The organism is Streptomyces sp. NPDC037271 (assembly GCF_055603605.1).
Genome location: NZ_JBVJVN010000003.1, coordinates 113,130 through 129,895, shown reverse-complemented (window position 1 = coordinate 129,895; position 16,766 = coordinate 113,130). Strand labels below are relative to the sequence as shown.

The window sequence follows — 16,766 nt, the reverse complement described above, 5'->3', positions numbered from 1 at the left end:
ACGGGCTCGGACACCAGGAGGTACGGACGCGGGCCGCGAACCGATCACTTCCGCGGGTAAAAACTCGCCGTCGTCAGTCCGCGTACGACGCCCTCCGCGCGGTCCGCAGCACCCGCTCGCCGTCGTCGGCCCCGAGCAGCCCGGCCCCCACCCACGCGTCCACCGTGGACCGCACGTGTGCCAGCAGCGCGCCCTTGCCGCGGAACGGTGCCGCCGCCCAGATCTCGTCGAGCAGCGTGGTGCCGTCGTCCTTCGCCGGGTTGGCGACGCCCGAGTCGGTGCCGCCGAGGACCACCCGGGGTTCCGCGCGCCGGAACCAGGCGTGCGTCGGGTCCTCGGTCCCCTCGGCGAACGGGGCCCACTCGGTGCCGTCCAGCGTGTAGTGGAGCGGCTTGCCGGACACGGGGGTGAGCGTGGGCAGCAGGTCCCCGGAGAGACCCGCGTCGCGGTACAGCCCGCACTCCAGGAGGTCCGTGGACGGATTGCGGCCGACCAGGTTGACCGGGCCGTAGAACAGGGCCTGCAACGACGGGTCGTCGACTGCCTTCTCCACCCGCAGCCGGAAGGGCACACGGATCCGCACCGTGTCGCCCCGGCGCCAGGTCCGCGACACGGTGAAGTAGCTGCCCGGGACCGGAGTCCCCGGTACGGCACGGCCGTTCACGGTGACCCGGAACCCCGCGGTGGCCCAGGAGGGCACCCGCAGCCGCAGCGCGAAGGAGGCGTCGGCGCCGCCGATGGTGAGAGTGCTGCCCTGCTCCTCGGGGTAGTCCGTGGTCTGGGTGACGGTGACGCCCCGCTCGGCCCAGGTGAGCGTGGACCGGCTGTAGAGGTTGACGTACAGGGCGCTGCCGTCGGCCGCGGCGAAGTACACGGAGTCCTGGTACTTGGTGGCGCTCTCCATCCCGGTGCCCTCGCAGCAGGTCGTGCCCTGCTTGGGCGTGTAGTCGCGCACATGGCCGGGTGTCAGCCCGATGAAGTAGGTGACGAGCGGCTTCTCCGCGTCCGCCTTGTCCTGCTTGGAGCCGAGCACCTGGTTGTACAGGGCCCGCTCGTAGTAGTCCATGTACGCCGGGTCCTGGTCGTGGAAGAACAGCGTCCGGCTCAGCTTGAGCAGGTTGTACGCGCAGCAGGTCTCGGCCGTGGTGGCACCGGTGGTGCCCGCGATCACGTCGCGCGCCTTCCAGAACTCGCCGGTGCTGGTGCCGCCGATGGCGTACATGCGGTGCGGTACGACCATGCGCCAGAAGTTCTTCGCGGCGGTGAGGTAGCGCTCCTCGCCCGTCTCGTCGTACAGCCGCACCAGGCCGGTGAAGATCGGTATGTGCTGGTTGGCGTGCAGGCCGTCGAGGACGTCGGTGTTGGCGGCGCAGGCGTCGATCAGCCGGTCGAGGTCGAACAGCCTGGCCAGCGCGAGGTGGTCCGCCTCACCGGTGACCGCGTGCAGGTCGCAGATCGCCTCGACGATGCCGCCGAACTCCCCGCTGGAGAAGATGCCCCACATTTGCTGCAGGGTGGCCGCGGGCAGCGCGGACAACCGCGCGTACATCCAGTCGCACAAGCCCGACGCGAGGTCCAGCGCCCGGTCGTCGCCGGTGGCGAGGTGGGCGTCCAGCAGACCCTTGAGGATCTTGTGCGCCGTGTAGTACGGCGCCCAGACCTTGGTGTAGTCACTGCCGGTCATCGACTCCAGCTGGATGAACTGCGTCTCCGGGTACGCGGCGAGGAAGCCGGGATGGCTGGGCCCGCCCCAGGTGCGGCGGAGCGTGGCCGTCAGACCCCGGCCGGAGGCGTCCGCGAACGACCCGCCGCCGGTCTCGTCGAAGGCGTACGACGCCAGGTCGCCCCGGCCCGCCGGGGTGTCGGCGGCCCGGCTGTCCCGCAACGCGCCGATCTCGGCGGCGCTCAGGGCGCGCGACCAGACGTTGAACTCCTCGAAGGCGCCCGCGAAGACGGGGTCGGCGGGGTAGTGCGAGCGGCCGAGCCAGTGGTGGGCGAGCGGGCCGAGCACCGCCGGGGTCACGGTCATCGCCGTGTTCCGGGCCACGGCGACGCCGTCGACGTAGAGGGTGCCGGTGCCGTCCGCGAGGGTCACGGCCAGGTGGCTCCACTCGTCCAGGGGCAGTGCGGCCGTGCCGTCGAGGCCCTGCTCGCCCGCGGCACCGCTGCCGGTGATGGCGAAGCGCGGCACGCCGTCGGCGTTGCGGGCGGCGAGGTAGAGGTAGCGGTGGGTGTCGTCGCCGAAGTCGAGGACACGGGCCCAGTCGCCGTCGTGGGTGGGCTTCACCCAGGCGGCCAGCGTGATCGCCGGGGTGTCGCCGAGGACACCGGCGGGGAGGTCGACGTACTGGTGGGAGCCGCGCACGTTCTCCGCCGCGGCGCCGAACCGTCCGTCCGTGCTCAGTACGGCGGGATCGTGCCGCAGGGCCTCGCGCACCTCGGTCAGCGCGCCGACCATGGTGTCGATCCGTTCGGCGAAGACCCGCTCCCCGGTGCTGCGGTACGCCTGGGACAGCACGGTCAGGAAGTGGCCGGTGTAGTGACCGCGGAGGTTGCCGTTGGCCTCGCCGTCCAGTCCCTCCCAGCCGCCGGGGGCGACGGCGCCGAGGGTGGGGAGACCGGCGTTGGCGCGGAAGACCTGGAGCAGCCGGTTCACGTCGTAGCCGCGGGCGTGGTCCAGCATCAGCCGCCGCTTGTCGGCGAAGACGCCCCGGCCGAGCGTCACGTCCTGAAGTCCGAACGGCCGTACGGACCAGGCCGCCGGTGCCGCGGGGCCGGCGAGCGCGGCCGGTGCCCGCGGCGCCGCGCCGGGCCGACCGCCCGCCGCGTACGAGACCGCGGGCGTTCCCGCGGCGATCGCCGTGGCCAGCAGAAGGGTCCGCCGGGAGAGGGGCGCTGCCATGTGCTCCTCGTTTCTTCGGTTCGAAATATCGAATGCCGTTCGAAGGATCGCCCAGAAGATAGGCAAGGGGTACGGGAGCGTCAACGGTACTGACGAGTACGGTCAGGCCGGCCGTGCCGTCCGTGCGAGCCAGTCGTACGCCGCCCGCGCGGTGAACTCGCCCTGGCCACCGCGCACCAGCAGACCGGCGGCGGCGAACTCCGGCGCGTCGGCCTGTGCCGCGACGTACGGGATCGCGATGCAGCGCATTCCGGCCGCGTGCGCGGCGGCGGCTCCGGGAACGGCGTCCTCCAGGACCACGCAGTCGGCCGGGGCCGCCCCGAGCCGCCGCGCCGCCTCCAGGAAGACGTCCGGTGCGGGCTTGCCCCGCGCGACCTCGTCGGCCGAGACGACCGTGCGCAGCTGCGCGTCCAGCCCGGTACGGGACAGGATCGCCGCGATGGCCTCGGGCGACGAACCCGACGCCACCGCCAGCGGCACGCCCTCGTCCGCCAGCAGCTCGACGAACTTCCGCATCTCCGGGTAGGCGCGCGCGGACGTGCGGGCCAGCTCCAGATAGTGGCGGTTCTTGACGGCGAGCAGTTCCTCCACGGGGGCGCGCAGGCCGTACCGCCGCTTCCAGTCGGCGACCGTCTCCTGGGTGCTGATGCCCACGTATCCCTCGTGGTCGGTCCACGTGAAGTCGGGTACGCCGAACTCGGCGAGGGTCTGCCGGCCCGCCTCGTAGTAGTTCGGCTCGCTGTCCACGAGCGTTCCGTCGAGATCGAAGATGACCGAGATGCCGCCGAGAGTGCTCATGGGATACAGGATGCCAAGGACCCGGCGGTCACTTCCGCGCCGTACGTCCGATCGACTCGACCAGGGGCAGCAGCCGGTGCGGGACGCGCTCGCGCAGCGCCACCTCGCTGCGGGTGCGGACCACTCCCGGCAGACTGATCAGCTTCTGGACCACGTCCTCCAGGTGTGCGTTGTCGCGGGCCACGACCCGGGTGAGCAGGTCGCCGCCACCCGTGATGGAGAAGGCCTCCACGATCTCCGGTACGGCCGCCAGCGCCTCGCCCACCTCGTCCAGGTGGCCCTGGGTGACCTCGATGTGCACGAACGCGAGCACCGGGTGGCCCAGCGCGGCGGGGGAGAGGGACGGTGCCGTCCCGGTGATCACGCCGTCCCGCTCCAGGCGGTCGAGCCGGGCCTGGAGCGTGCCGCGGGCGATCCCGAGGAGGCGGGCGTACTCCCGCACGCTGGTGCGCGGCTGCTCCAGCAGCAGCCGCAGGATGCGGGTGTCGAGTTCGTCGACGGCCATGGGTGTCCGGGTCCCCTCGTCGGCCATTGGCTCTTCGATGGCCGTAGGCATGCCGTGAGAACTGTACCAATGGCGCACTTCTGAACGAGCCTGTTGAGCCACTGGTGCCGGAGATGCTCCTATAGAAGGGTCGATGGCGCTGCGGATCCCGCGGCGCCTTTTTCATGCCAGTGGCTTCGGGCCGGTGGGCGCCAGTACGTGAGGGGGCGGTAATCAGTGCTGAAGAGGGTGTTCGTGAGCCCGGACCCGGGACGGTCGCGGTTGCGGTTCGCCGCGCGGGGCGTGCTCGGCATCGGGCTGGCCGTCGTCGTGTGCGGCCTGGCCGGTACGTCTCTCGTGGGCGCCGTCATCGGCGGGCTCGCCGCGCTGCTCGCGCTGTTCACCGTCACCGACGCCACCGTGCGGGGGCAGGCGGTCACCACCGCGCTGCTGCCGGTGGCCGGACTGCCCGTGCTGACCGCGGCGGCCGCGCTGCACGACCACCCCGTGGCCAGGGACCTCACCTTCCTCGCCGTCGTCGGCGCGGGCGTGTACGCGCGCCGCTGGGGCCCGCGCGGACACAGCCTCGGCGTGTTCGCCTTCATGACCTTCTTCATCGCCCAGTTCCTGCACGCGACCACGGACCGGCTCCCCGAGATGTACGCCGCCGTCCTGCTGTCCGTGGCCGCCGCCGCGGCGGTGCGCTTCGGCCTGTGGTGCTACGAGCGCCGCCTGCCCCCGCCCGCCGTGCCCGCGCCGCCCGCCGCCACCGGACTCGCCCGCATCACCACCCGCCAGGCCGTCCAGGCCACCGCGGGCGCCGGCTTCGCCCTGGTCGTGGGCCAGCTCGTGTCCGAGGAGCGCTGGTACTGGGCCGTCGGCGCCACCTGGTGGGTGTTCGTCAACACCACCTCGCGCGGCGAGACCCTGGTCCGCGGCTTCCGCCGGGTCCTCGGCACCGTCGTCGGCATCGGCCTCGGCTTGCTGATCGCCTTCCCGCTGGCCGGATCCGCGCTGCCCACGGCCGTCCTCGCCGCGGCCTGCGTCTTCGGCATCTTCTACTCCGCCGCGGTGTCCTACACCTGGATGATGCTCTGCGTGACGCTGCTCGCCGAGCTGCTCTACGGCCTCCTGGACTTCCTCAGCCCGGGCCTGCTCGCCCTGCGGCTCGCCGAGACCGGAGTGGGGGCGCTCGGCGCCGCCCTCGCCGTGCTCTTCGTCCTGCCCGTCACCACGCACGCCGTCACCGACGCCTGGATCCAGCGCGCCCTGCGCTGCGTCCACTCCTGCACCGGCGAGGCGGCCGCCCGCCTCGCCGGGAAAGAGGGCGCGGACCCGGCGCCGCGCGTGGCCGAGCTGGAGCAGCTGCTGGGCCGGGTGCGGCTGTCGGTCGCCCCGCTCGTGCACCCGCTGAACCCGATGTACGGCCGCAAGCGACGCGCCCGCCGCGTACTCGCCCTGCTCGACGACTGCGCCCGGGAGATCCGCGGCCTGGTCGCCGTCGCGGCCGATCCGGAGGCCTCGCACGACGCCCGGCTGGCGGCAGCCTGCTGGCGTGTCGAGAGCGCGGTCGAGGCACTCACCGGCGGTGGCGCCGTCCCCGAGCACGAGGACGGCCCGCGCGCCGCCGAGCCCGCGTTGGCCCACCTCCACGGCCTGGAACGCGCCCTGGCCGACCTCGCCGCGCCCCTGCGCACCCCTTCCGGCTCGCCGCTCGTCGGAGCCTGAGCCCTCCGGCCCCGCGCCACCCGTTTGGTCTGGACCGCAGCTGACCGACTGCTACCGTCGCCCCGGGGCGGACGAATCAGTCGGCACTCGACGAGGCGCGGGACGGCGCGGAACGGCGCGGGACGAGAGGGAGCAGCGGTGGCAGACGGCGGCAGGCGGCAGCGGCGGGCGTTCATCGGGTCGTTCACGGCGGCCGGCGGCCCCGGCATCGTGACGGCGGCCGTCGCACCCGGCAGTGGCGCGCTCACGGTCCTCAGCGGCACCGACCGCGTACCCGACCCCTCCTACCTGGCCCTGGCCGCCGGCGGGGACATGCTCTACGCCGTCAGCGAGACGGCCGAGGGCGCGGTGGCCGCGCTCCGGGTGACGGGGGACAAACCCGAGCCCGTCGGGCGGCCGGTGCCCGTGGGGGGCGACGGGCCGACCCACCTCAGTCTGTACGCCGGGCACGTGCTGACCGCCAACTACGGCTCCGGCAGCGTCACCGCCGTACCCCTGCGCCCCGACGGCGGCCTCGCCCGGTCCGCGTCCGGCGTCCTGCGGCACACCGGCTCGGGCCCGCACGCCCAGCGCCAGCAGGGGCCGCACGCCCACCAGGTGCGGCCCGACCCGAGCGGGCGGTGGGCCGTCAGCGTGGACCTCGGCACCGACTCGGTGCGGGTCTGCACCCTGACGGACGGCTCCCTCGCCGTGCACCGGGAGATCGCGCTGCGCCCCGGCTCGGGCCCGCGTCACCTCGCCTTCCATCCGGACGGCTCCCGCGCCTACGTGGTCAACGAACTGGCGCCCACCGTCACCGTCTGCCGCTGGGACGCCGCCGACGGCGTACTGCAGCCCCTCGCCGAGGTGCCGGTGCTGCCCGGGGCCCCGTCCGGCGACGCCTACCCGTCCGGCGTCGTCGTCTCGCCCGACGGCCGCTTCGTGTGGACGGCGACCCGCGGCGAGGACGTCCTGTCCGTGTTCGTCGTGGAGCCGGACGGGCTGCGGCTGTTCGGGACCGTGCCCTGCGGCGGGCACTGGCCGCGGGAGATCGCCGAGTCGGACGGCTTCCTGTACGCGGCCAACGAGCGCTCCGGAGACGTGACCTGGTTCGCGCTCGACCCGGAGACCGGCGTACCCCGGCGCGCCGGCTCCCTCGCGGTACCGGCGGCGTCCTGCGTGGTCTTCGGCTGACCGGGGCGGCGGTCCGCCGTCGCGCCCCGCGCCGTGCGGCCCGTGCACGTGCCGCACGGCTCACCCGCGTCCACCCGTACGGCACGACTAGGGCTGTGCCCCGGACGGGCCGGTGCCCCGCCCATGGGCGCACGGCGCGGACCCGCGTGGCTGCGCCGGTCGCCCCCGGCGGCCGTACGGCACGGCGAAGGGCCCGCTCCGGTACGTGAGCGGGCCCTTTCGGCCGGGCATACGGGGCGCGGGTGGGCGCCCGTGGGTCAGCGGACCGGTGCGCCCTGCGGCTGCTGCGGCGAGATGCCGAGCGCGGTCGTGTACTTGGCCAGTGCCAGCTTGCCGATCGCCGGGTACGGGCCGAGCGGCTCGGCGGTGGAGCAGCCCACCTCCTCGGCCGCCTCCGCCAGCAGGGACGCCTCGATCTCCGGGCCGATCAGGTACGGCGCGAGCGCCAGCTGCTGCGAGCCCGAGGAACGCAGCTGCTCGGCCACGGACGCGATCGAGCCCTCCTCGTCCAGCGCCGCCGCCATCACCGGCACGGCGAGGCGCGCGGCGAGCAGCATGCCGGTGATCCCGGCCGCCTGGACGGCCTCGTCCCCGCCGACGGAGGCCAGGACGATGCCGTCCGCGGCGGTCGCCACGGTGAACAGCCGGGCACGGTCGGCACGGGCCAGGCCCGCCTCGGAGAGCCGCACGTGCAGCGCCTCCGCCAGCAGCGGGTGCGGGCCGAGCACGTCGGTCAGCTCGGCCGCGATCCGGCTGTCCATGACGGCCTGCCGGATCCGGCGCAGCAGCGCGCCGTCCGGGCCGGCGAGCAGCGGTACGACGACGGCGACGGGGCCCTCGGGCTCCTTCACCTCCAGGCCGGCGGCGCGCGCCTGCTCGTAGCGGGCGGTGCGCTCCTCGGCGGCCCGCACGAGGACGGCCGACAGGGAGGGGAACTCCTCGTCGTCCCCGTCGAGGTGGCCGATCCGGGCGTCGAGGCCGGGCAGCTCGGACCGGGCGATGCTGATGACCTCGTCGGCGAGGCCTCGGGTGGCGCTACTGGGCGTCCCCGGCACCGCGAGGACGAGCGCCGGCGCGCCCTCGGGAGCCACCAGGGGTTCGGGACGGCGGTGCCGTCCGGGCTGGCGGGGGCGCGGCATTCGTACGGGCAGGCCGGACGCGGGCCCAGTGGGGGAGCTCATGGCGCCGCATGTTACTGGTTTCCTGGGTTTCCCTGTTCGGGGAGGGTGCAGGTGAGCGGTATCCGTCCGGTTTTGTCTGATGAGTGATGTACGGATCGGCCGACATCGGCACTATTCACCTCGCCGGCGGACCGAATTGCCGGCCGCCCGGCACAGTCGTCACCCACAGCAGTCCGTCGTCGCTCGGAAGGGCGAGCGAGCCGGCCGCCAGGTCGGTCGCGATCCGCACCGAACCGTGCAGTGGATCACCCTCGGCGGTCGTCCGTCGTGCGTGCGGCAGCCGCTTCGCCAGCTCCTCCTCCAGCGGTACGACGAGGGGGTCGCCCATCTTCAGCAGGCCACCGGTGACCGCGAGGCGGGGCTCGCCGCCGGACGGGCACACCGCGGCGGCCGAGTCGGCCAGGTGCCGCGCGGCGGCCCGCAGGACGTCCGCGGCGACGGGGTCGCCGGCCGCGCAGGCGGCCACCTCGGGAGCGAAGGAGGCGAGGACGGCGGGACGGTCCGTACGCGGATACAGCTGCCCGGGCAGCCCCGCCACCGGGCCGAAACGCTCCTCGGCCCGGGCGAGCAGCAGGGCCGAGCCGCCCGGTCGCCCGTCGTGGGCCCGCAGCGCCGCCTCCAGGCCGGCCCGCCCGATCCAGGCGCCCCCGCCGCAGTCGCCCAGCAGATGGCCCCAGCCGTCCGCCCGGCGCCAGCGGATCAGGTCGGTGCCGGTCGCGATCAGACCGGTGCCCGCGGCGACCACGGCTCCGGGCCGGGGCCCGAGGGCGCCGACGTAGGCGGTGACGGCGTCGGCGACCAGGGCGACCGTCCGCACGCCCAGCTCGCGGGCCAGCGCGCCCGGCAGTTCGGCGCGCAGGGCGTCGCCCAGGGTGGCCAGTCCGGCGGCCCCGACGACGACGGTGCCGAGCCGGGTCACACCGGTCTCGGCGGTCAGCTCCCTGGCCATCGGCAGCAGCTGCGTGAGCAGATGCCCGGGATCGATGCCGCGCGCACCGGTGCGGACCGGTTCCCGCGACGCACGCCGCCCGAGCCCGTCCGGGCCGCGTCCGTCGCCTCCCGCCGCACCGACGACGACGCGCAGCCCCGAACCGCCGGAGTCCACGGCCAGGAAGCCGCCGGTCACGGCAGGCACCGGTGGTCACGGCCCCGGACGACGAGGCACGGCCTCATCGCGTGGGCGGGGCTTTTGGGGGCCGGGTATCGGCGACGACGGGCCGGCAGGGCGTGATGACCCCGGCGGAGCGGCTCGGCCACTGGATCCAACAGACTCCCCGCCTCCCGGTGACCGGTGACCGACTGCGGCGATGCCGCGGTCCGCCGGACCGGCTCGACGACCTCGACGTGGAGGAAGAGTAGCGCCGAGGGCGGCGTCCTCGGGGGAGGGGCCCCGGTGTTCGTGCGGGGACCGGTTGTCTGCCAGTAGAGTGACGCGCCGTGGCACCACGACCCTTGCATGAACTTGTTGAAGCAGGCTGGGCGAAGGCTCTGGAACCTGCGGCTGGACGCATCGCCGCGATGGGAGACTTCCTGCGGGCGGAGGTAGCGGCCGGACGGACGTACCTGCCGTCGGGGGCCAACGTCCTGCGGGCCTTCCAGCAGCCGTTCGACGACGTCCGCGTCCTGATCGTCGGTCAGGACCCCTATCCCACCCCGGGGATGGCGATCGGCCTGAGCTTCGCGGTGGCGCCCGAGGTGCGTTCCCTGCCGGGCAGCCTGGAGAACATCTTCCGGGAACTGCATACGGACCTGGGACTGTCCCGGCCGTCCAGCGGAGACCTGACACCGTGGACCGAGCAGGGGGTGCTGCTGCTCAACAGGGCGTTGACGACGGCGCCGCGCAAGCCGGCCGCGCACCGCGGCAAGGGCTGGGAAGAGGTCACCGAGCAGGCGATCCGAGCGCTGGTGGCCCGCGGCACGCCGCTGGTGTCCATCCTGTGGGGCCGTGACGCGCGTAATCTGCGGCCACTGCTCGGGGACCTCCCGGCGGTCGAGTCCGCCCACCCGTCGCCGATGTCGGCGGACCGCGGTTTCTTCGGCTCCCGTCCGTTCAGCAGGGCCAACGACCTGCTGGTCCGGCAGGGTGCTCAGCCGGTGGACTGGCGACTTCCGTAGCTCCCGCCCTCCAGAGGTTCCGAGCCCTGCCGGTGGCCGGCGCCGCGCACGCCTTGCCCGGGACGTGCGCGGCGCACACCGGAACTACCGCCGCCCCAGCTCCGTCAGGCACATCGCCAGGGGAACGCCGGGGCGCCCGAGTGCCTCGCCGTATCGCCGCAGGACCGCGTTCTCCCGGGCGAGTTCGATCGCCGGTACTCCGGCGGGGCGGCGCCGGGCCGCCAGCTGGGCACAGATCTCGGTACGCCGGCGGACCAGTTCGATGATGGCCGCGTCCAACTCCACGACATGTGCGTGCAGGCCGTCGGCGACGCCGTCCATGGCCCTGGGCATGTGCGAGTGCCTTCCCGTGCGAGGTCGATGAGGGCGGCCGCTTCGCCACGGCGGCGGAAGGCGTGCCCAGTGAGGGGTAGGGGTCACGCCGGGGGGATCAGCGGCGTCCGGTCACCAGCAGAGTGGGATGAACCAGGTAGTAGCCCGGTTCGTCGACCACGTACTGAGGATGTCCGGGGGTCAGCAGGGCCTCGCACCGTGCGATGTCCTCCTTGCTCATCCCCGCGTCCTCCCCCCGTGCCCGGGCGGCGGCCAGCAGTTCGGGCCACACGACCTTCTCCAGATAGGGACGGACCGTCGGGTCGGCGTCCGCGGGGAAGCCGACCCGGGGGAGGACGTGCAGCCGCACGTCCCGCAGGCCGGCCGCGGTCATCCAGTGCACGTGCCGCGCGTAGTGGTCCGGACCGTCGGCGGGGATCCCCCAGTTCAGCTCCGAAGCGGTGAGCAGCCGCCGCTCCAGGCGGGTGTGACCGGGAAGGAACGTCGAGCTGTAGTAGTTGCTCGTGAAGAGCGCGAGCACGCCGTCCGCCGACAGCGCCCCGGCCAGCCGCGCGACCGCCGCCGCGGGGTCCTCGACGTTCCCCGGCCAGATGACGTCGCTCGCCCAGATCGCGTCGAAACGGTTGTCCCCCAAGGCCGTTGCGGCAACGTCGTCCAGGTCCGCGGTCTCGGTGTGCACCTGGTCGAGGACGCCCGCCTCCTTCGCGTGCTCGCGGGCCAGCGCGAGCGCGCCCTCGTTGCGGTCCACGCCCAGGACGCGGGCCCGGCCGCCGGCGGCACGGGCGAGAGCGACCAGACCGCCCCCCGCGCCCGTGCCCACGTCGAGGACGCGGCGCCGGCCTTCCAGGCCGAGCAGGCCGACGGCCTGCTCGACGACCGGCGCCATGAACGCCCGGTTGGTCTTCAGATACGTCGTCAGCATTGCCTCGTCGACATCCACCATGCCGAGCAGCTTAATTGGTAATCATTTTCATGTAAACCTAGTTGGGAACGATTATGGTTTCCATATGCTGGTGGCCGAGGCGCCACGGTCCCGGGCGTGAGCCGGCCGAAGCCGAGGCTTCCGGCTGCCCGACGCGCTCGCTCGGGCGCCCCTCCGTCGCGCCCAGGTCGGGACAGGCCTGTGCCTGGCACCCGTCTCTCCTCCGGCAAACAAGGACACACTGTGAGTAATCTTTCCCGTCGCGCCTTCCTCGGGTTCGGCGCCCTGACCGCCGCGGGCGTCTCCGGGCTGCTGACCGCCTGTTCCTCCCCGTCGGACGACGGGGGCGACGGCGCGGGTACGACGTTGCGCGCGGCCTTCGCCGGGGGCGGGTCGAGCGAGACGCTGAACTACTTCGTCGGACCGACCGCCCTCGACTTCGTCCGGGCGCGGCTCGTCCACGCACCCCTCGGGGCCATCGACACGGGGCAGCCGGACGGCGTCGCCTACGGGATCCTGGAGACGATCGAGACCAGCGACGACCTCACGTCGTACACCCTGCGACTGCGTGATTCCGTCACCTTCACCGACGGATCCCCGGTGACCGCCGCCGACCTGCTCTACTCGCTGCGCGCGCCGGACGAGTTGGAGGGTCTGCCGTTCACCCGCCTCGTGGGGCGCAACTTCGACCTCGCCGCCGCCCGCGAACTCGACCGGCGCACCCTCCGCCTGCCCACCGCCGGCCCGATCGCGGACGGGCGCCTCCTGCTGTGCCAGAGCATGCTGGTCATCAAGGACGGCACCACCGAGTTCACCCCCGGGACGCCGTCCTGCGGGCCGTTCGTGATCGAGGCGTTCGAACCGGGTCAGCAGACGCTGCTGCGCCGCAACCCCGACTACTACGGGGACGACGTGCACCTGGACGAGATCCACCTGCTGTCCATAGGCGACGCCGAGGCGCGGGTGAACGCGCTGCGAGGGGGGCGCGCCGACTTCGTCAGCGGGGTGTCACCCTTCACCGCGCGCAGCCTGGAGAAGGACCGCGGGTTCACCGTGAGCGCCGGTGAGCCGCCGTACGTGTCCAACCTGCGGTTCGAGATGAACATGTCGCACGCGCCGTTCAAGGACGAGCGCGTGCGCAGGGCGTTCCGCCTGGCGATCGACCGTCAGGCCATCGTGGACACGGTGTACTTCGGCCGCGCCGAGATCGGCAACGACGTCCCGGCGATCGGCTTCCCCAGCTACCACGCCGGCCTGGAGCAGCGGTCCCACGACCCCGACGAGGCGAAGGCGCTGCTGCGCGAGGCGGGTCACGAGGGGATGTCGATCGAGCTGACCGCCGGCCCCGAGCTGACCGGCATGGTGGAGACGGCCACACTGATGGTGGAGAACCTCCGGGCGATCGGGGTGAAGGCGAGCCTGAAGGAGTTGCCGGCCGGGCAGCTCTACGCGGACTACGAGGCCTACCAGCGCCTCCCGTTCGCCGCCGGCTACAACCCGCCGGCGCCCTTCGAGGCCAACCACACGCCCGGGACCTTCCCGGACATCGACAGATTGGTGTCCACCGCTCGCAGCGCGCCGGCCGAGGCGGACCGGAAGAAGGCCTCCCACGAGGCGCAGCGCCTGTTGTGGGAGAAGGGGAACGAGATCGTCCCGGTGTTCGTCCCCACGGTGGACGCCCACACCGACAGGTTGAGCGGTGTGCGGGTTCAGCAGTTCCCCGACCTCTCGGCCGCCGAACTCGCTTCGGCGTGATCCGGTTCGGGGTGGTCCGCGGCGTGACGGCCGCCGCGATGATGCTGCTGCTGTCGGCGGTGCTCTTCTTCTCGACCGAGGTGCTGCCCGGGGACGCGGCCGGAGTCGTCGCCGGCGCGGACGCCACCGACAGCGAACGGGCCGAGATCCGGGAGCGCCTGGGCCTGGACCGGCCCGCCGCGGCACGCTACGTGTCGTGGCTGGGCGACGCGCTGACCGGCGACCTCGGCCGCTCCTCCGCCGCCGGCCGGCCGGTGAGTGAGGTCCTCGCCTCGCGGTTCGGGAATTCGGTGGTTCTCGTCGGACTCGCGGTGGCCGGCATCGCCGCGCTCGCGGTGACGTTCGGGCTGCTCGCCGGTCTCCGGGCCGGCCGGCTCGAGGACCGGCTGCTGTCGTCGATGACGGTGACACTGATCGCGCTGCCGGAGTTCCTCCTGGCCACCGGTCTGGTCGTGGTGCTGGCCCACCAGGGAGGGCTGTTCCCGGCGGTGTCGCTGTTCCCGCCGGGCGATGCCCCCTGGCAGCATCCGGACATGCTGGTGCTGCCCGTGACCGCGCTGGTCCTGGCGGGTCTCGGGGTGGCGACGCGTCTGGTCCGCGCCGCTGTGGTCGGCGCCGCGCAGAGCCCCGCGGTGGAGCAGGCCCGTCTGGACGGCGAGTCGGGGGTGCGGTTGGCGTGGTCCTACGTGCTGCCCGCAGCCGCCGCACCAGGCATCCAGGGACTGGCCGTGATGGCGGCCGGGCTGCTCGGCGGCAGCCTGGTGGTCGAAACGCTGTTCAACTACCCCGGGGTGGGCAGCGAGTTGGCCCGCGCGGTCGCCTATCGGGACGTAGCGATGGTGCAGGGGCTCGGGCTGGTCCTGGCGGGGGCCGCACTGCTGATCCTCTTCACGGGCGATCTGCTGGCCGGGTGGCTGAACGTCCGCTCCCGCCCCGCGTCGAGGCACCGGACCGGACGGAGGACGTCATGACACGCACGATGCTCAGATGGCTGCTGCCGGCCGTCCCGCTCCTGACGGCGGCGGTCGCACTGGCCGGGCCGTGGCTTCCGTTGCCCTCACCTACCGAACGGGTGGGCGCCCCCTTCGAACCGGCAAGCTGGTCGCGGCCGTTCGGCACCGACATGCTGGGGCGCGACGCGCTGGCGAGGACGGCGCACGGCGGCCGGACCCTCGTACTGCAGGCGCTGGCCGCGACCGCGCTGGGCAGCATCGCCGGACTGACCATCGGCACCTGGGCCGGCCTGGCCAGGCGGGGACCCCTCAAGGGCGTACTGCGCGTCGTGGACGGCCTGGCCGTCGTCCCTCCGCTCCTGATCATGCTGCTGGTCGCGGCGGGCAGGCCCGGCAGCGAGCTCGCCGTACTGGTGGCCGTCACCCTGGTGAGCCTGCCGTTCTCCGTGCGTGTCATCGGCGCGGCCACCGCCCGGCTGGCCGAGCTGTCCTACGTACGCACCGCGCTGGCACGCGGAGACAGCAGGTTCGCTGTCATTCGGCACGACATCGTCCCGAACATCGCCTCCGAGGCATGGGCCGAGGCAGGTCTTCGCTTCATCGCCGCCACTCAGCTCTGCGCGACGGCCGGATTCCTGGGCCTGGGCGCACCGGCGCCCGCCGCCAACTGGGGCCGGCTGGTACGGGAGAACGCGGTGGGCGCGGGAGCCCAGCCGTGGCCGGTGCTGGCTCCGGCCCTGCTGCTGATCATGCTCGCGCTCGGTATGACCCTGGCCGCGGACCGCCTCACGTCTCCCGTCGGGCGCCCACGAGACGAACGGAACACCGCGCGATGAACCTGGTGGAGGTCGCGAACCTGAGCCTGTCGTCCGCCGAGCGGACGGTGCTGTCCGACTGCTCGCTGACGATACGGCCGGGAGAACGGGTCGGCCTGGTCGGCCGGTCGGGGTCGGGCAAGACGGCACTGGCACACGCCCTGCTCGGCTATACGAGGCAGGGGCTGGCACGGGTCGGCGGCACGGTCCGGGTCGCGGACCACGACCCGTTCTCACCCGCCGGCGCACGGCGGGTGCGTGGGCGCCTGGCCGCGTACCTGCCGCAGGACTGCGCCAGCGCGCTCCCCGCCGAACACCGGGTCGGCTGGGTGCTGGACCGAGCGGCCCGCCGGTCCGGAGCGGGACGCGCGGAACTCACCTCCTTCCGCACGGACGCACTGGAGCGGATGGGGCTGCCCGCGGACCTGGCGCGGGCGTTTCCCCACCAGATCTCCGGAGGCCAGGCCCAACGTGTGGCCCTGGCCGCGGCGCTGGCCGTAGGCGCCGGGCTGATCGTCCTCGACGAGCCGACCAGCGGCCTGGACACGAGGGCGACGGAGAATCTGATCCACCTCCTGACCACCGCCGCCGGCCATGCCGCGATGCTGGTGGTGAGCCATGACCTGGATGTGGTCGACCGCCTCACCCACCGCAGGGTCGCCCTGTCCCGCGGCACGCTCACCGACGACACCGTGGCCGGCCTCGGCGGCGGTGGGCGGCCGCGCGCTCCCCGGCGACCGGTCGCAGCGGCACCTGCTCCTCGTGCGCCGGAGGGGGAGACGTTCGTGCTGAGCGCCGACGACGTCCGGGGAGGGCCCGGCGCGGAACCCGTACTGCGGGGTGCGAGCCTGGCACTGAGCGCCGGTGAGTGTGTGGCCGTCATGGGCGCCTCCGGAGCAGGCAAGACCACGCTGGCGCGGGCGCTGGCGGGCACGCTGGAACCGAGCGGGGGCCGTCTCTGGCTGGACGGAACACCACAGCCGTGGCCCGTCGCCCGGAGAACGGCCGCCGACCGGCTCCTGGTGGCCCATGTGGACCAGGACAGCCGTGCCGCGCTCAACCCGCGCGAGACCGTCGGCACGGCCCTGGAGAGAGCACGACGGGCGGCCGTCCGCGGCGGTCTCGTCCCGCCCCCGGTCGCGGAACTCCTCAGCGCGGTCTCCCTTCCCCAGAAGGCCGCGGACCGCCGCCCCGGCGAGCTGAGCGGGGGAGAACGCCAGCGGGCGAACCTCGCCCGGGCCGTCGCCGCCGGGCCCCGTGTGCTGCTCTGCGACGAGGTGACCGCGTCCCTCGACGGCGCCACCGAGCGGGAAGTCCTCGACATGCTGGCGAAGCTGCGACAGGAACGGGGCGTTGCCGTACTCCTCATCACGCACAACGAGGCCGTCGCCGCCACGGCGGGCCGACGCCTGGAGTTGATGGACGGCGCGCTCGTCCCTGCCGACCCGCACCCGCGCCTGCCGGGCGGCCGGGCCGGGCCGTGAGGGAACTGTGCCAGGTGCGGATGAGACCTGAGACCCACTCAGGCGGTACGCCGTACGGAATGGCGGCTCGGCCACGACGGCGACCCGGTCGTCAGGCCGAAGGGGGAGTTCGCCGGCCGCCGC

Annotated in this window: 14 protein-coding genes; 7 read left to right on the top strand and 7 right to left on the bottom strand. The window is 73.6% G+C overall.

Annotation, left to right across the window (positions count from 1 at the left end; genetic code table 11):
- Positions 1–73 precede the first annotated feature (73 nt).
- The 3 genes from ACZ7G3_RS08345 to ACZ7G3_RS08335 form a co-directional block, all read right to left on the bottom strand.
- Positions 74–2,902 carry a beta-L-arabinofuranosidase domain-containing protein gene (locus ACZ7G3_RS08345; RefSeq protein WP_470924155.1) on the bottom strand — a complete coding sequence of 943 codons (2,829 nt, stop codon included), beginning with the start codon at positions 2,900–2,902 and terminating at the stop codon, positions 74–76.
- A gap of 102 nt (positions 2,903–3,004) precedes the next feature.
- The gene (locus tag ACZ7G3_RS08340) at positions 3,005–3,700 is read right to left on the bottom strand and encodes an HAD family hydrolase (RefSeq protein WP_470924153.1); all 696 of its coding nucleotides are present in this window, start codon (positions 3,698–3,700) and stop codon (positions 3,005–3,007) included.
- A gap of 28 nt (positions 3,701–3,728) precedes the next feature.
- Entirely contained in the window at positions 3,729–4,205 is a 477-nt protein-coding gene (locus ACZ7G3_RS08335; protein ID WP_398132421.1) for an Lrp/AsnC family transcriptional regulator, read from the bottom strand.
- Positions 4,206–4,421: 216 nt separating this feature from the next.
- Here ACZ7G3_RS08335 and ACZ7G3_RS08330 point away from each other — a divergent pair, with 216 nt between their 5' ends.
- Both ACZ7G3_RS08330 and ACZ7G3_RS08325 read left to right on the top strand, forming a co-directional pair.
- Positions 4,422–5,912 carry an FUSC family protein gene (locus ACZ7G3_RS08330; protein WP_470924151.1) on the top strand — a complete coding sequence of 497 codons (1,491 nt, stop codon included), beginning with the start codon at positions 4,422–4,424 and terminating at the stop codon, positions 5,910–5,912.
- Positions 5,913–6,050: 138 nt separating this feature from the next.
- Positions 6,051–7,085, top strand: coding sequence for a lactonase family protein (locus ACZ7G3_RS08325; protein ID WP_426598951.1), 1,035 nt, complete (start codon positions 6,051–6,053; stop codon positions 7,083–7,085).
- Between the two features lie 257 nt (positions 7,086–7,342).
- Here the strand turns inward: ACZ7G3_RS08325 and ACZ7G3_RS08320 are convergent, their stop codons facing one another.
- Both ACZ7G3_RS08320 and ACZ7G3_RS08315 read right to left on the bottom strand, forming a co-directional pair.
- Complete coding sequence (locus ACZ7G3_RS08320; RefSeq protein WP_470924149.1) at positions 7,343–8,266, bottom strand: sirohydrochlorin chelatase; 924 nt, start codon at positions 8,264–8,266, stop codon at positions 7,343–7,345.
- Between the two features lie 115 nt (positions 8,267–8,381).
- Positions 8,382–9,392 carry an N-acetylglucosamine kinase gene (locus ACZ7G3_RS08315; protein WP_470924147.1) on the bottom strand — a complete coding sequence of 337 codons (1,011 nt, stop codon included), beginning with the start codon at positions 9,390–9,392 and terminating at the stop codon, positions 8,382–8,384.
- Positions 9,393–9,703: 311 nt separating this feature from the next.
- Between ACZ7G3_RS08315 and ACZ7G3_RS08310 the strand changes: the two genes are divergently transcribed.
- Positions 9,704–10,381: a uracil-DNA glycosylase gene (locus ACZ7G3_RS08310; RefSeq protein ID WP_426598953.1), complete on the top strand. Its 678-nt coding sequence runs from the start codon at positions 9,704–9,706 to the stop codon at positions 10,379–10,381.
- 84 nt (positions 10,382–10,465) lie between these two features.
- Here ACZ7G3_RS08310 and ACZ7G3_RS08305 read toward each other — a convergent pair whose 3' ends face one another.
- Both ACZ7G3_RS08305 and ACZ7G3_RS08300 read right to left on the bottom strand, forming a co-directional pair.
- Positions 10,466–10,714: a chorismate mutase gene (locus ACZ7G3_RS08305; protein ID WP_470924145.1), complete on the bottom strand. Its 249-nt coding sequence runs from the start codon at positions 10,712–10,714 to the stop codon at positions 10,466–10,468.
- Between the two features lie 97 nt (positions 10,715–10,811).
- Positions 10,812–11,657, bottom strand: coding sequence for a methyltransferase domain-containing protein (locus ACZ7G3_RS08300; RefSeq protein ID WP_470924143.1), 846 nt, complete (start codon positions 11,655–11,657; stop codon positions 10,812–10,814).
- A 222-nt stretch (positions 11,658–11,879) separates the two neighbouring features.
- Here ACZ7G3_RS08300 and ACZ7G3_RS08295 point away from each other — a divergent pair, with 222 nt between their 5' ends.
- From ACZ7G3_RS08295 to ACZ7G3_RS08280, 4 genes are read left to right on the top strand one after another with little or no spacing between them, the layout of a single operon-like run.
- Complete coding sequence (locus ACZ7G3_RS08295; protein ID WP_470924141.1) at positions 11,880–13,391, top strand: ABC transporter substrate-binding protein; 1,512 nt, start codon at positions 11,880–11,882, stop codon at positions 13,389–13,391.
- Positions 13,388–14,362, top strand: coding sequence for an ABC transporter permease (locus ACZ7G3_RS08290; RefSeq protein WP_470924139.1), 975 nt, complete (start codon positions 13,388–13,390; stop codon positions 14,360–14,362). The genes ACZ7G3_RS08295 and ACZ7G3_RS08290 overlap by 4 nt, the downstream gene beginning before the upstream one ends.
- Entirely contained in the window at positions 14,359–15,180 is an 822-nt protein-coding gene (locus tag ACZ7G3_RS08285) for an ABC transporter permease (RefSeq protein WP_470924137.1), read from the top strand. The genes ACZ7G3_RS08290 and ACZ7G3_RS08285 overlap by 4 nt, the downstream gene beginning before the upstream one ends.
- Positions 15,177–16,643 (top strand): ABC transporter ATP-binding protein, encoded by a 1,467-nt coding sequence (locus ACZ7G3_RS08280; RefSeq protein ID WP_470924135.1) that lies wholly within the window; start codon positions 15,177–15,179, stop codon positions 16,641–16,643. The genes ACZ7G3_RS08285 and ACZ7G3_RS08280 overlap by 4 nt, the downstream gene beginning before the upstream one ends.
- Positions 16,644–16,766 lie beyond the last annotated feature (123 nt).